Origin of the sequence: Roseateles sp. 22389 (genome assembly GCF_052044995.1) — a bacterium.
Taxonomy (GTDB): domain Bacteria; phylum Pseudomonadota; class Gammaproteobacteria; order Burkholderiales; family Burkholderiaceae_C; genus Roseateles.
The window spans coordinates 79,940-93,999 of record NZ_JBQEOF010000010.1 but is presented as its reverse complement, the minus strand read 5'-3'; the positions used below and the strand labels follow the sequence as shown (position 1 = coordinate 93,999).

Below are 14,060 nucleotides of genomic sequence, written 5' to 3'. Positions count from 1 at the left end.
GATTCGACATGGGATTCAAGGTCGTCATCCTCTGGACCGATGTGGCGCTGTGGGCGATGTTCGCGGCGCTGGTGTTCTACATCGCGCGGCTGATCCGGCGCCCGCATCTGCGCGCCAACTGGCAGCGCGTGCTGCGCGATCCGGCCGCGCTGAGCGCTGGCGTGGTGCTGGCGCTGTTCCTGGGCATCACGGCGCTGGACAGCCTGCACTTCCGCCGCGCGCTCGCGGACAGCCCGGCGGGCCAGCAGTTCTACGAGACCCGCACCGAATCGGTCCTGGACCTGCTGCTCGCGCGCCAGATCGAGATGCGCGAGACCAGCTACTCCGCGCCGCTGGCCTACCAGGGCTTCACGCTGGACAGCGTCGCCCACGGCAGCGAGATTGTGCGCGAGTTCCCACGCCTGGCCTTCGGCGGCGCGCACCTGAAGGATCCGGCGCGCGACTGGTCCGGCGACGTGACGCGGCGCGCGCTGACCGGCCTGGCGCTGGGCGCGCTGGCGTCGGCGCTGATCGGGCTGGCGATGGCGGCGGCCCTGGCGCCGCATCATGGCGGCCTCCGCCAGGGCCTGAAGGACCTGCTGGCCGACCGCACGCACTACCCGTGGCGCGCGGCGCTCGGGACGCTGTCGGTCATCGCGCTGCTGGCGGGCCCGGTGATCGCGCTGATGGGCCACTACCACGTGTTCGGCACCGACCAGACCGGCAACGACGTGCTCTACCAGGCGCTCAAGAGCATCCGCACCGCCTTCGTGATCGGCGCGCTGTCGACGCTGGCGACGCTGCCCTTCGCGCTGGTGCTGGGCATCCTCGCCGGCTACTTGAAGGGCTGGGTGGACGAGGCGATCCAGTACTTCTACACGGTGCTGACCTCGGTCCCCAACGTGCTGCTGATCGCGGCCTGCGTGCTGATGGTGCAGGTCTTCCTGGACAAGCATCCGGAGGCCTTCGAGACCGGCGCCGAACGCGCCGACCTCAAGATCTTCCTGCTGTGCGTGATCCTGGGCGTGACCGGCTGGGCGACGCTGTGCCGGCTGGTGCGCGGCGAGACGCTCAAGCTGCGCGAGGCCGATTTCGTGCAGGCCGCGACCGCCTTCGGCGTGCGCGACACGACGATCATGGTCCGCCACATCGTGCCCAACGTGATGCACCTGGTGCTGATCTCGCTGGTGCTCAACTTCTCCGACCTCATCCTCTACGAGGCGGTGCTGACCTACGTCGGCGTGGGTGTGGACCCGGGCATGAACAGCTTCGGCGGCATGATCAACCTGGCACGCTCCGAGATGAGCCGCGACCCGGTGGTGTGGTGGAGCTTCGTCGCGGCCTTCGGCTTCATGGTGAGCCTGGTGCTGGCGGCCAACCTGTTCGCCGACGGCGTGCGCGACGCTTTCGATCCGCGCGCCCGCAAGCTGCGACCGCAGGTGCTGTCGCTCAAGAAGAAGAACGCCCAGGCCTGAGGAACGCCAGATGCTGAAGATCGACGACCTCCACGTCCACCTGGATGCCGACGCCGGCCTGGTGCGCGCCATCGATGGCATGCGGCTGACGCTGGCGCAAGGCCAGACCTTCGCGCTGGTGGGCGAGTCCGGCTGCGGCAAGAGCATGACGGCGCTGGCGCTGATGCGGCTGCTGCCGGACAACGGGCGCATCGCCGCCGGCCGGCTCGAGCTCGATGGCCAGGACCTGTTCGACCTGAGCGAAGCCCGCATGCGCGATGTGCGCGGCGGACGCATCGGGATGATCTTCCAGGAGCCGGGGACCAGCCTGAATCCGGTGATGAAGGTCGGCGACCAGATCGTCGAGGCGATCGAGGCCCACACGCCGCTGCGCGGCGCGGCCGCGCGCCGGAAGGCGGTGGACTGGCTGCGCCGCGTGGGCATCCCCGAACCCGAGCGCCGCATCGACGAGTACCCGTTCCGGCTGTCCGGCGGCCAGAAGCAGCGGATCATGATCGCGATGACGCTGGCGGCCGAGCCGGACTTCCTCATCGCCGACGAGCCGACCACCGCGCTGGACGTCACCATCCAGGCGCAGATCCTGGACCTGCTCAAGGACCTGCAGCGCGAGCGCGGGCTGGGGCTGCTGCTGATCACCCATGATCTCGGCGTGGTGTCGGGGATGGCGCACCAGGTGGCGCTGATGTACGCCGGGCAGATCGTCGAGGTGGCGTCGGCCGCGGAGTTCTTCGCGGCACCCAGACATCCTTATGCGCGCCTGCTGCTGCGTGCGCTGCCGGACGCGCAGCGCCGCGGAGAGCCGCTGGCTGCCATCCCGGGGACCGTGCCGCCGTTGTGGCAGACCTTCTCAGGCTGCCGCTTCGCGCCGCGCTGCGATCGTGCGATGGCCCATTGCGCGTCGACGCAGCCGGTGCTTGCTGGACTGGCCGATGGGGCTGTGGGGCATGAAGTGCGGTGTCTGCTTTATGCCGATGCCACGGGGGGCGTGGCGGAAGGGGCAGGGGGCGTGGCGAGAGGATCTGGGGACGTGGCAGATCGGGAGATCGCCGTCGGCACCGGTGCCCCTCTCCGCTCAGACGCCTCCGCACGCTCGGCATTCGCTCCGAGGGGCACCGGCGCCGACGGCTTCGCGCAGTCGCCATCGCAGTCCCCCACGCAGCCGACCGAGCAGTCGCCCACGCAGTCGACCGAGCAGGGGCGCGCGCAGTCGCCGCGGTTGCTGCTCGAGGTGAAGGACCTGACCGTGCGGTATCCGATGGGGCGCGGGTTCTTTGGGGGGACGAAGCGCTGGTTCGACGCCGTCGGCGGGGTGTCCTACTCGATCGAGGCCGGCAAGACCCTCGCCCTCGTCGGCGAGTCCGGCTGCGGCAAGACCACCTCCGGCAAGGCGATCGTCCAGCTGCTTCGGCGCGTGGCGGTGATCGGGGGGCAGGCCTTGCTGCATCCTCCGGTTGAAGCCGCAGGGCAGGGCGGGGCGCCCCAGGATCTGTTCCAGCTCGACGGCGACGCGCTCCGGGAGGCGCGCCGGCAGGTGCAGATCATCTTCCAGGATCCGTTCGCGTCGTTGAATCCGCGGCTGCGCGTGCAGGAAGTGCTCGAGGAAGGCCTGCTGGCGCTGCGGCCCGAACTCGATGCACCGGCACGCCTGGCGCTGCTGCACGAGTTGCTGGACCAGGTCGGCCTGCGCCGCGACGCGCTGGCCCGCTTCCCGCACGAGTTCTCCGGCGGCCAGCGCCAACGCATCGCCATCGCCCGCGCGCTGGCCGTGGAGCCGCGCTTGATCGTCTGCGACGAACCCACCTCGGCCCTGGACGTGTCGGTCCAGGCGCAGATCCTGAACCTGCTGCGCGAACTCCAGCGCAGCCGCGGACTCTCCTACCTGTTCATCACCCACAACATCGGCGTCGTCGAGTACATCGCCGACGAGGTAGCAGTGATGCAGGCCGGCCGCATCGTGGAATCGGGCAGCTGCGACACGGTGCTCGGGCAACCGCGCGAGGGGTACACCCGGACGCTGCTCGCGGCGGTGCCGCGCGTGGAACGTCGCACGGTCGCCTGACCGCCTCCTTCAGCACGGCGTTCGAGCCGTTTCCTTTCCTCGAAGGGCCGCTCAGCGGCCCTTTTTCATGTCCGCTGCGCGACGCGGAGGTGGCCTCGGCGCCTGGGCACCGTGATGGTGCCGAGCGGACTCTGGAGGCGGTGGGGCGAGGATGACCGGCAGGAGGCTTGGCCGTTTAGCGCCGTACTTCTGTGCGCAGGGGCGATTGGCGGATGAAGAACTGGCCTGAATGCGCACTTTTGGTGCGAAATCACCGCTTATTTGGGCTGGAAACCCTGCTCAAGGGCGTCAGCCGCGCGTCGCGCCGCAGCAACGGGAGTCGCATTCCGCACTTGGGTGTTTACCCGCGATTTCTGGGTGTAAAGCGGCCGGGGCCCTCCCGCTTAGGGTGATCACGGGGGGGGGCTTTGCGAACCGGACAAGAAACTGGCCCGGCCCTAAGCCGGGAACACCGCTCGGAGGGCAGGCCGAGATCCCGGCCGCCCGTGTTCCCGGCAACACAACAACCTGTGTTTCTGGTTAAGGAGTCTTCATGTTCAAACGCAAGAGCATCAACCTTGCCGCGCTGCTCGCGCTCGGCGCCGCGGCCTTGCCCGCGGTCGCGCAAAACACCCAACTCGACCGCGTGGAGATCACCGGCTCGTCCATCAAGCGCATTGACGCCGAAACCTCGCTGCCGGTCAGCGTGATCAGCCGTGACTCGATCAACAAGTCCGGCGCTTCCAACGTCCAGGAACTGGTCGACCGCCTGAGCTACAACAACGGCGGCGGCCTGGCGCTGGGCCAGTCGATCGGTGACGGCTCCGCCAACGGTCAGGTCGGCGCTTCGCTGCGCGGCCTGGGCCGCGGCCGCACGCTGGTGCTGCTGAATGGCCGGCGCCTGCCGGTCTATCCGTTCTCCGGCCAGGGCGTCGACCTGAACGCCATCCCCCTGGCCGCGATCGAACGCGTCGAAGTGCTGCGCGACGGCGCTTCCGCGACCTACGGTTCGGACGCCATCGGCGGCGTGATGAACTTCATCACCCGCAAGGACTTCCAGGGCGGCGACATCTCGGTCGGCCTGGAGCTGCCCAAGTCGGTCGGCGACGTGTTCTCGTTCTCCGCCGGCGGCGGCGTGGGCGACCTGTCCAAGGACAAGTGGAACCTGCTGGCCACCATCAACTACCAGAAGTACGACCCGATCCGCGCGGCCGACCGCTCCTATGCGTCCACCGGCAACCGGCCCGACCTGGGCGTGGTGAAGGACTCGGGCAATACCTTCCCGGCCAACACCTTCATCGCCACGACCGGCCAGTACGTGCCCGGCGCGGCGAACTTCCCGACCTGCCGTCGCCCGGATTCCTATCCCGGCGCCAACAACTGCCGTTACGACTACACCCATTACATTGACCTGGTGCCTGAGCAGGACCGCTACGGCGCGCTGGTGAAGGGCACGGTGCAGGCCGCCCCCGACCATCAGCTGTTCGCTGAAGTCGCCTACAGCCGCAACGAGATCATCCTGGGCTCCTCGCAGACGCCTTCGACGACCACGGGCAAGGACGACTACCTGTATCCCGCCGGCGGCAAGTACTACCCGACCGCCGCGGTCGACGCCGTGCTGCCCGGCTACCGGGGCGACCTGGTGCTGGCCTGGCGGATGGTCGACGGCGGCCAGCGCAAGACCAAGGTGACCAACCAGGTGCTGCGCACCGTGGCCGGCGCCGAGGGCACCTTCGGTGGCTTCGACTACAAGGCCGCTTTCGTCTATGCCGAGGGCAAGGCCCGCGACGACTTCGTCAGCGGCAACTTCTCCGACACCCGCCTGGTGCAGGCGCTGCGCACCGGCCTGATCAACCCCTGGGGCCCGAACGACGCCGCTGGCCTGGCCGCGCTCAAGAGCGCCGAGCTCTCCGGCAACAACCGCGACTCCAAGACCAGCAACACCGGCGGCGACTTCACGCTGTCGCGCGAGCTGTTCAACGTCGGCGCCGGCAACCTGGGTGTCGCCTTCGGTGGCGAGTTCCGCAAGGAAAAGTATCTGGACGGCTACTCCGAGCTGGCCGGTTCCGGCGACGTGGTGGGCGGCTCCGGCACGGCCGGCCGCGTCAGCGCGAACCGTGACGTGAGCGGCGTGTTCGGCGAAGCGAACTTCCCGGTCCTCAAGTCGCTGGAAATCAACGCCGCCGTCCGCTACGACAAGTACAGCAGCACCAACGGCGGCTCGCGCGACGGCACGTTCTCCACCAAGGACCTGCAGGCCACCAGCCCGAAGCTGTCGGTCAAGTTCACCCCGATGACGGGCCTGCTGTTCCGCGCGTCGGCGGGCAAGGGCTTCCGCGCCCCGGCGCTGGACAACCTGTTCGCACCCTCGTCGTTCACGAACTCGGGCGGCAACTTCACCGACCCCAACTACGACCGCATCCGCGGTTGCGCGGCGTTCCCCAACACCAACTACTGCGACACGCAGCTGACGGTGCAGAACAACAGCAACCTGAACCTGGAGCCGGAGAAGTCCAAGACCTTCACCGCCGGCATGGTGTTCGAGATGATCAAGGACACCACGATCAGCGTCGATTACTTCGACATGAAGATCACCAACGGCCTGCGCTTCCTGTCGGGTGACGACATCATGCGCGACTGGGAAAAGCACCGCGTCCCGGGCACCTTCACCAGCACGTCGATCTTCGCGGACCGCCTGGTCGTCGATCCGGCCACCGGCTTCCTGAACTACGTGCGCGCCTCGTGGGAGAACGTGGGCAAGCTGCGCACCGCCGGCTTCGACTTCAGCGCCCGCGCCCGCCTGCGTACCGAGTTCGGCACCTTCACCCCGGGCTGGGAAGCGACGCTGCTGACCAAGAGCGAGGAAAGCATCGTCGGCACCGGCACCACCCGCGACAACCTGGGCAAGTACAACCTGGGCGGCCCGGTGGTCAAGCTGAAGCAGACCTTCACGCTGGACTGGGACAAGGACAAGTGGGGCGCTTCGATCCGCTACTTCCGCCAGAACGGCTACGAGGACTACGACGAGGTTCGCCACGTCAAGGCCTATGACCTGTTCGACGTGCAAGGGCAGTTCCGCGGCATCAAGGGCGTGACCATCACGGCCGGCATCCGCAACCTGTTCGACAAGAAGCCGCCGACGACCAACCAGGAAGACTACTTCCAGGTCGGTTTCGACCCGACCTATGCAGCGGTCCAGCAGCGCACCTTCTACGTGCGCGGCAACTACCGCTTCTAAGGGCGGAGCCGTCGCTGATCTGACTTAGATTAGCGACTTCCCCTCCAACGCCGCAGGCCCTTCGGGGCCTGCGGTCATTGAGGCCGGCACGTTGCCGGCCGATCGCGGATCCGACGCCCACCATGGATTACCTGAACCCCGACCTCGACTTCGCCGCCCTGGGCCGCACCTTGCGGACCGAGGGCAGGGTGCTGATCCGGGACTTCTTCACCCCGCAGGTGGCCGACGCCCTGGACCGGGCGCTGCAGGCGATCGACTGGGAGCTGGTCTATCGCGACGCGACCGGCGACCGCCGCCTGACCGGCGAGCAGCTGCGCGCGCTCACGCCCCAGCAGCGCATGCAGCTGACCGAAGGCATCCACGGGATCGCGCGCGAGGGCTTCCAGTTTTCGTTCTTCTCCGACTCGCTGGTCCGCGCGGTCAAGGACGGCCGCTCCGACCTGCTGGCCCGCTTCATGCGCTGGATGGCGGACGACGCCTTCCTGTCGCGGATGCGCGAGCTCAGCGGTGACCCCGAAATCAATGGCGTCTTCGCCCAGGCGACGATGTACTCCCGCGGTAACTTCCTCACCACCCACGACGACCATGTCGACCGCGAGGACCGCCGGATCGCCTACGTGATCAACCTCACGCCGCGCTGGCGGCCCGACTGGGGCGGGATGCTCCACTTCACCGCGGAGGACGGATCGGTGCTCGACACCTTCTTCCCCCACTTCAATTCACTGTCGCTGTTCACTGTGCCTCAGCGACATTTCGTCTCCTACGTGCCGCCATTCGCCATGGCTGAGCGCCAGGCGATCACCGGCTGGCTGATCGCGGCGTAAGCGGCACGCGGATTGCTGGAGGCTGGCGGCTGTTCGTTCCGTAACCTCTTCGCGGGTTAGCCCTAGCACCCCAAGGAAGGTGATCAGAGGGCATACCAGTAGAATACCAGGGTCGGAGGGGCGACCCTCCGGCGACGGCGCCGCTGTAACCGCAGGTGCCCCGTGCGATGGGCGATGCCCGCATGCTCGGGCAAACCCCATGGCTGGCGGCTTGCGCATGTCGTTTATGATCAAGGTCGTGAAAGGTAGCCGAAATCTGTAGTTTTCCTACAGTTTTGTGCTGATCCTTGAGACGCCCGCGGCCACAAGCTGACGGGCATTTTTGTTGAGTCGGGTTCGTATCGTGCCCTGGGTTTTCGAGTCTTCGTGTGTCCATCCTGCATTCGGCGGGTCGGCGGTCCGTGGCGCTTCGGCGGCTTGGCACCGTTCGCTTCCGTCGCTCGCACAGCCGGCAAGACAGGCGCTGCTGACCCCAGGTTGCGGCGCGAACGCCTGATCCGACCAGACGCTGTGTTGAGTCGAACTCCCCTTGTAGCTTCGATGAAAGTAATTCGCAGTTTGATGAAGGAGCGCGCATGAACTTTGCGCAGGATAAAGGCGGGTCATCGCGCCTGACGGGCTTCGGCCTCGTTGTCTTGGTCCACGTCCTGATCGTCGGCGCCCTGGCCAGCGGCCTGGCGACGAAGATCAAGGAGGCGGTGAAGGGCCCGATCGACGTCAAGGTCGTCGAGGAAAAGGTCAAGCCGCCGCCGCCGCCTGAAAAGGTCGTGCCGCCGCCCCCGGACATCAAGGCGCCGCCGCCGCCGTTCGTGCCGCCGCCCGAAGTCGTCGTGACGGCCCCGCCGCCGCCGACCCAGACGGTGGCCGTGCAGTCGACGACGCCGCCGCCGGCCCAGGAATTCCGCCCGGCACCGCCGCCGGCCGCTCCCGCGCCGCCGGCCCCGCCGGCCCCGAAGGTGCGTTCGGCGATCGGCAGCTGCAGCAAGATGGGCAAGCCGGAAATGCCGGCGCTCAACTGGAGCGGCACCGCCAGCTACAAGGCCACGTTCACCGTCAGGGGTGGCAAGGTGGTCGAGATCTCCCTGGCGACCCTGCGTGGCGCCAGCGACCGCAAGGCGGATCGCGCGCTCAAGAACGCGATCACCTCGACGCTGTCGGAGACCTATGAATGCGTGGACGCGGTCCTGGAACAGGAATTCGTGTTCAACATGGAATGATCCGCGGGACCGTCCGACCCGCGATCGACTGAATACGGAGCGCCCGACGCGCTCCGGACCCCTCAACCCTGAGTTCAAGACTTTTTGCGTAGGAGCTAACTCCATGATCTCTCGTCTGTCTGCCTTGTTTGCGGCCGTCGCCTGCGCCGCGACCCTGGCCGTCTCCCCGCTGGCCGCCCAAGCGCAGGACCAGGCTGCCTCGGCCGCCGCCTCCGCCGCTGAAGCCACTCCCGCTCCTGCCGACATCGCTCCCGCCGCCGTCGCCGAACCGGCCGCCGCCAAGCCGGTCGACAACCCCTACAGCCTGGGCAACATCGTCGCCCACGGCAACGTGGTCGACCAGGCCGTGCTGGCCATCCTGGCCATCATGTCCATGGGTTCCTGGTACATCCTGTTCACGAAGCTCTGGGACACCTCCAAGATCGCCCGTGAAGCCAAGGAAGTCCGCGCCTCGTTCTTCAAGAAGGCTTCCCTGCAGGAAGGCCTGAAGAGCCTGAGCGAGACCGGCGCATTCCGCTTCATCGCCCAGACCGGCGTGGAAGCTTCGGAACACCACGAAGGCGCGCTGACCGAGAACATCGACCACAACACCTGGGTCACGATGAACATCGACCGCGCCGTGCAGGAAGTGAACTCGCGCCTGCAAGGCGGCCTGGGCTTCCTGGCCACCGTCGGCTCGACCAGCCCCTTCATCGGCCTGTTCGGTACCGTGTGGGGCATCCTGCAGGCGCTGACCCAGATCGGCGTGGCCGGTCAGGCTTCGATCGACAAGGTCGCCGGCCCCGTGGGTGCCGCGCTGATCATGACCGCCATCGGTCTGGGCGTGGCCGTTCCGGCCGTGCTGGGCTACAACTGGCTGGTCAACCGCAACAAGTCGGTCATGGGCCAGGTCCGTGCCTTCGCTGCTGACCTGCACGGCGTCCTGATGGGCAGCCGCAAGGTCGCCGGCCGCTAATCCACAGCAGTCCCGGAGACGCAATATGGGGATGAACGTAGGTTCGTCCGGTGGCGACGACGAGGTGGTCTCGACCATCAACACCACGCCCCTGGTGGACGTGATGCTGGTGCTCCTGATCATCTTCCTGATCACCGTGCCGGTGGTGACGCAATCGGTGGGGGTGACCCTGCCGAAGGAGACGAACGTCGTCCGCGTCACCAAGCCGGAGAACATCGAAATCGCGGTGACCAAGGATGGCGACATCTACTGGGGCGTGCAGCCGATTCCGGATACGGAAACGCTGGTGGCGCGCCTGAAGAAGGTGGCGGTTCTGAATCCTCAGCCGGAAGTCCACATCCGTGGCGACGAGAAATCGCGCTACGAGAACGTGGGCAAGGTGATGGTCGCGTGCCAGCGCGCGGGCATCATGTCCATCAAGTTCGTCACCGAGCCGCCGGCTCGTGGTGGCTGAAGGAGCTGAAGAATGGGTATGAATGTCGGAAGCTCCGGTGGTGGTGACGATCCCGAAACCATGCTGGACGTCAACACGACGCCGCTGATCGACGTGATGCTGGTGCTGCTGGTGATGCTGATCATCACCATCCCGATCCAGCTGCATTCGGTCAACCTGGACATGCCGCCGCCCAACAACCAGACGCCGCCGACCGAGCCGATCGTCCACGAAGTGGCGATCGACTTCGACGGCACCGTGTTCTGGGACGGCGCGGCCGTGCCGAACCACGCGGCGCTCGAGGCCAAGATGGCCGAGATCGCGGCGATTCCGGATCAACCGGAAGTGCACATCAAGCCGAACAAGCTGGCCGAGTACGGTTATGTCGCCAACGTGATGGCGTCGGCGCAGCGCCTGGGCGTCAAGAAGATGGCGATGGTCGGGAACGAGCAGTTCCTGAACTGAGACCGGATGCCTGTCTGATTGGTGTCTGACCAGAACGCGCTGCCCGCGAGGGTGGCGCGTTTTTCTTCGTAGGAGAGCAAGCGAATGAAACTCAAACTGCTGGCAACCGCCGCCGTGGGCGCCGCCGCGCTGGTGCTGGGCACGACGCCCGAAGGCAGCCTGAGCGTCCTGTCCCAGGCCGCCGCGCAGGTGCGCCCGCAAGTCGGCGGCGCGCTCAAGGCCGCGTCCGACCTGCTCAAGGCGGGCAAGGCGCAGGAAGCGATGGCCAAGATCCGCGAGGCCGAGGCCGTTCCCGGCCGCAATGCCGACGAGAACGCGACGCTGGAAGGCCTGCGCCTGTCCGCCGCCTCGCGCCTGGGCGATGCCGACGCCATGGCCAAGGCCTATGACGCGCTGAGCGCCGCCGGCAAGATGCCCGCGGCCAACAAGCTGCTGACGATGGAAGCCATCGCCGGCACCTACCTCCGCGCGGGCAATGGCGCCAAGGCGCTGGAGTGGGTCAACAAGTACAACGCCGCCGGGGGCAACAGCCCGACGATGAAGCAGATCCAGAGCGCCGCGCAGCTGCGTTCCGGTGACGTGACGACGGTGCTGAAGGACACGCTGGCCGAGATCGCCGCCGACGAGAAGGCCGGTCGCACGCCGTCGCAGGACAAGCTCAACACCGCGCTGTGGGCCGCCAACAAGAAGGGCGACGGCGCCACCGAGTCGGCGCTGATCCAGAAGCTGCTGAACTACTACCCGACGCAGAAGCTGTGGGCGCAGTCGCTGGGCACGCTGCAGAGCAAGAAGGGCTTCGCCGCCGGCCGCTACCAGGTCGACGTGCTGCGCCTGCGCCTGGTGACCGACAACATGCAGGGCGCCAACGACTACATGGAGCTGGCGCAGCTGGCGGGCGCGGCGGGTTATCCGGACGAAGGCAAGAAGGTGCTGGACAAGGGCTTCGCCGCCGGCGTCCTGAAGCCGACCGACGACAACGGCCGTCCGAAGCGCCTGGCCGACCTGCTGGACAAGCGCATCGCCGAAGCCAAGGCCGGCGCCGCCGCCGCCGAGACGGCCGCCCGCGGCGCCCGTGAAGGCGACGAGCTGGTGAAGGTCGGTTTCGCGCAGGTGCAGCGCGGCCAGGCCGCCGCCGGCATCAAGCTGATGGAGGAAGGCATCGCCAAGGGCAACCTGAAGCGTCCGGACGATGCCAAGCTCTACCTGGGCCTGGCGCAGTTCCTGGCCGGCGATAAGGCCAAGGCGCAAGCGACCTGGCGCACCGTCAAGGGCACCGACGGCTCGGCCGACCTGGCCGGCCTGTGGTCGGTGTACGCGCGCAGCGCGAAGCACTGATCGCGACAGACTGCCCGGCGCTCCTCGCGGCGCCGGTCAAACGCCAAGAAGCGCCGACGGTAACGTCGGCGCTTTTTTCATGGACGCTCGCCCGCCTGGAGTGATCAGGACGATCGCGCTTCCTTCCGGGCGGAAGGGGCGGGGGGCGCGCCGGCGGGGGCGTAGGCCCTGAGGAAGACGTCCACCGCGCGTCGCGCCGCTCGCTTGATCTGGAGCCGGCTCGGCGGCGGAAGATCGCGGTGGAACCACCGGTGGTAGTGCTCCGCGTTGACCAGCGCGCCGAAGTACTGGGCCAGGAGCCCGGGGTCCTCGCGGCGCAGCTCGCCCAGTTCCACCGCCTGCCGGAACATCTCCGTCATGACCGCCATGCCCCGCTGCGGGCCGACCTCGTAGAACATGCGGCCGATGTCCGAATGGCCGGCCGCGCCCAGCACCATGCGGTGCGCCGACACCGATTCGTCGCTGGTCAGGAACGCCGTCAGCTTCTCGGCAAAGCGTGTGAGCCTGGCCTCGAGGTCGCCGCCGCGGTACTCCGCGATCTCCGCCAGCGCCGTGGCCATGTGCCGGTCGCCGGCCGCCTCGGTCACTGCGAGGAACAGCTCCTCCTTCGACGCGAAGTAGCCATAGATCGTCGACTTCGATCCACCGATGCGCTTGACGATCTCGGCCATCGACGCGCGCTCGTAGCCGAACTCCAGGAATACCTGCGAGGCCACTTCGAGGATGGCCTCGCGGCGCGCTTCAGTGCGGACTTTCACGACATCTCCTTAACCGTACCAATCGGTCCATTTTTTCTTGACACCCGGGAACTGTCAATCCAATAATCCGCGCCAATACCGAACCGTTCGGTACGTTTTAGAAATGACCAAGACTGCTCGACCTGGAGATCCGCCATGAGCATCCGCCACGATCCCTTCCTGCCCACGGCGCTGCTGGCCGCTGTTGCGGCACTGGCCCTCGCTGCCTGCGGCGAGCCGCCGCATCCGCCCAACATGGGCGGCAACGGCACGCCGCAGGTCGCTGTCACGACCGTCAAGCCGCAGCGCCTGGCATTGACGACCGAGTTGCCGGGCCGGGTCACGGCGGCGCTCGTCGCCGAGGTGCGACCGCAGGTCGGTGGGCTGGTGCAGGAACGCCGCTTCAAGGAGGGCAGCGAGGTCAAGGCCGGCGAACTGCTGTACCAGATCGATCCGGCGACCTATCGCGCCAGCGTCGACAACGCGCAGGCCACGCTGGCCAAGGCCGAGGCGACGCTGGTGTCGGCGCGGCTGAAGGCCGGCCGCTACCACGAGCTGTCCGCGATCAAGGCCGTGAGCCAGCAGGAGGCCGACGATGCCGCCGCCAGCCTGCTGCAGGCCGAGGCCGATGTCGGCGCCGCGCGCGCCACGCTGCAGACGCAGCGCATCAACCTGGCCTACACCCGCATCACCGCGCCGATCAGCGGGCGCATCGGCCGCTCCACGGTGACGCCGGGCGCGCTGGTCACCGCCAACCAGGCCGCCGCGATGGCGACGGTGCAGCAGCTCGATCCCATCTATGTCGACGTGACGCAATCGAGCGGCACGCTGCTGGCGCTCAAGCGCTCGCTGGAGAATGGCCGGCTCAAGAGCGGCACGGCCGCCGTGCGGCTGGTGCTCGAGGACGGCAGCGTTTATCCGCAGGCCGGCAAGCTGCAGTTCTCCGAGGTGACGGTGGACCAGAACACCAGCGCCGTGACGCTGCGGGCCGAGTTCCCGAATCCGCGCGGCGACCTGCTGCCCGGCATGTACGCGAAGGCGGTGATCGAGGAGGGCGTGATCGACCAGGCCGTGCTGGTGCCGCAGCCGGCGGTCAGTCGCGACAGCACCGGCAAGCCGGTGGCCTTCGTCGTGGACGGCGACGGCAAGCTCGCGCAGCGCGCGCTGACGACGGAGCGGGCCATCGGCGACCAGTGGCTGGTCGGCAGCGGCCTGAAGGCGGGCGACCGGCTCGTCGTCGAGGGCCAGCAGAAGGCGCGTCCGGGGCAGCCGGTCGAGGTCAAGGCGGCGGCCGCGCCGTCCGTGCCCGTCGCCGTGAAGACCGCCGCGGCCAGCGCCGCGACCGCGCATTGAGCGCCGGACGG

11 protein-coding genes are annotated in these 14,060 nt (G+C 67.8%); 10 read left to right on the top strand and 1 reads right to left on the bottom strand.

All coding sequences use genetic code 11. From position 1 onward, the window contains the following. Positions 1-8: 8 nt before the first annotated feature. The 9 genes from ACTJKJ_RS15235 (at position 9) to ACTJKJ_RS15195 (ending at position 11,959) form a co-directional block, all read left to right on the top strand. The gene (locus ACTJKJ_RS15235) at positions 9-1,454 is read left to right on the top strand and encodes an ABC transporter permease (RefSeq protein ID WP_440820974.1); all 1,446 of its coding nucleotides are present in this window, start codon (positions 9-11) and stop codon (positions 1,452-1,454) included. Positions 1,455-1,464: 10 nt separating this feature from the next. Beyond that, positions 1,465-3,513, top strand: coding sequence for an ABC transporter ATP-binding protein (locus tag ACTJKJ_RS15230; protein WP_440820973.1), 2,049 nt, complete (start codon positions 1,465-1,467; stop codon positions 3,511-3,513). Between the two features lie 532 nt (positions 3,514-4,045). Further along, positions 4,046-6,730, top strand: coding sequence for a TonB-dependent receptor (locus ACTJKJ_RS15225; protein WP_440820972.1), 2,685 nt, complete (start codon positions 4,046-4,048; stop codon positions 6,728-6,730). 122 nt (positions 6,731-6,852) lie between these two features. After that, on the top strand, positions 6,853-7,554 hold the full coding sequence (locus ACTJKJ_RS15220; RefSeq protein ID WP_297388416.1) for a 2OG-Fe(II) oxygenase: 702 nt from the start codon (positions 6,853-6,855) through the stop codon (positions 7,552-7,554). Between the two features lie 575 nt (positions 7,555-8,129). After that, the gene (locus ACTJKJ_RS15215) at positions 8,130-8,771 is read left to right on the top strand and encodes a hypothetical protein (protein ID WP_091732181.1); all 642 of its coding nucleotides are present in this window, start codon (positions 8,130-8,132) and stop codon (positions 8,769-8,771) included. A 103-nt stretch (positions 8,772-8,874) separates the two neighbouring features. Continuing rightward, positions 8,875-9,726, top strand: coding sequence for a MotA/TolQ/ExbB proton channel family protein (locus tag ACTJKJ_RS15210; protein WP_091732184.1), 852 nt, complete (start codon positions 8,875-8,877; stop codon positions 9,724-9,726). Positions 9,727-9,751: 25 nt separating this feature from the next. Continuing rightward, positions 9,752-10,180 carry an ExbD/TolR family protein gene (locus ACTJKJ_RS15205; RefSeq protein ID WP_091732187.1) on the top strand — a complete coding sequence of 143 codons (429 nt, stop codon included), beginning with the start codon at positions 9,752-9,754 and terminating at the stop codon, positions 10,178-10,180. Positions 10,181-10,192: 12 nt separating this feature from the next. Next, on the top strand, positions 10,193-10,624 hold the full coding sequence (locus ACTJKJ_RS15200) for an ExbD/TolR family protein (protein WP_175538449.1): 432 nt from the start codon (positions 10,193-10,195) through the stop codon (positions 10,622-10,624). 84 nt (positions 10,625-10,708) lie between these two features. Continuing rightward, a complete protein-coding gene (locus tag ACTJKJ_RS15195; protein WP_440820971.1) occupies positions 10,709-11,959 on the top strand; it encodes a hypothetical protein in 1,251 nt (416 codons plus the stop codon). 104 nt (positions 11,960-12,063) lie between these two features. Here ACTJKJ_RS15195 and ACTJKJ_RS15190 read toward each other — a convergent pair whose 3' ends face one another. Beyond that, the gene (locus ACTJKJ_RS15190; protein WP_091732200.1) at positions 12,064-12,717 is read right to left on the bottom strand and encodes a TetR/AcrR family transcriptional regulator; all 654 of its coding nucleotides are present in this window, start codon (positions 12,715-12,717) and stop codon (positions 12,064-12,066) included. 141 nt (positions 12,718-12,858) lie between these two features. Between ACTJKJ_RS15190 and ACTJKJ_RS15185 the strand changes: the two genes are divergently transcribed. Then, positions 12,859-14,049 carry an efflux RND transporter periplasmic adaptor subunit gene (locus ACTJKJ_RS15185; protein ID WP_404935728.1) on the top strand — a complete coding sequence of 397 codons (1,191 nt, stop codon included), beginning with the start codon at positions 12,859-12,861 and terminating at the stop codon, positions 14,047-14,049. Positions 14,050-14,060 lie beyond the last annotated feature (11 nt).

Excerpts from the sequence above, each read along its gene's own strand:
- ACTJKJ_RS15235 (WP_440820974.1), top strand. The coding sequence starts at position 9 with ATGGGATTCAAGGTCGTCATCCTCTGGACCGATGTGGCGCTGTGGGCG.
- ACTJKJ_RS15230 (WP_440820973.1), top strand. The coding sequence starts at position 1,465 with ATGCTGAAGATCGACGACCTCCACGTCCACCTGGATGCCGACGCCGGC.
- ACTJKJ_RS15225 (WP_440820972.1), top strand. The coding sequence starts at position 4,046 with ATGTTCAAACGCAAGAGCATCAACCTTGCCGCGCTGCTCGCGCTCGGC.
- ACTJKJ_RS15220 (WP_297388416.1), top strand. The coding sequence starts at position 6,853 with ATGGATTACCTGAACCCCGACCTCGACTTCGCCGCCCTGGGCCGCACC.
- ACTJKJ_RS15215 (WP_091732181.1), top strand. The coding sequence starts at position 8,130 with ATGAACTTTGCGCAGGATAAAGGCGGGTCATCGCGCCTGACGGGCTTC.
- ACTJKJ_RS15210 (WP_091732184.1), top strand. The coding sequence starts at position 8,875 with ATGATCTCTCGTCTGTCTGCCTTGTTTGCGGCCGTCGCCTGCGCCGCG.
- ACTJKJ_RS15205 (WP_091732187.1), top strand. The coding sequence starts at position 9,752 with ATGGGGATGAACGTAGGTTCGTCCGGTGGCGACGACGAGGTGGTCTCG.
- ACTJKJ_RS15200 (WP_175538449.1), top strand. The coding sequence starts at position 10,193 with ATGGGTATGAATGTCGGAAGCTCCGGTGGTGGTGACGATCCCGAAACC.
- ACTJKJ_RS15195 (WP_440820971.1), top strand. The coding sequence starts at position 10,709 with ATGAAACTCAAACTGCTGGCAACCGCCGCCGTGGGCGCCGCCGCGCTG.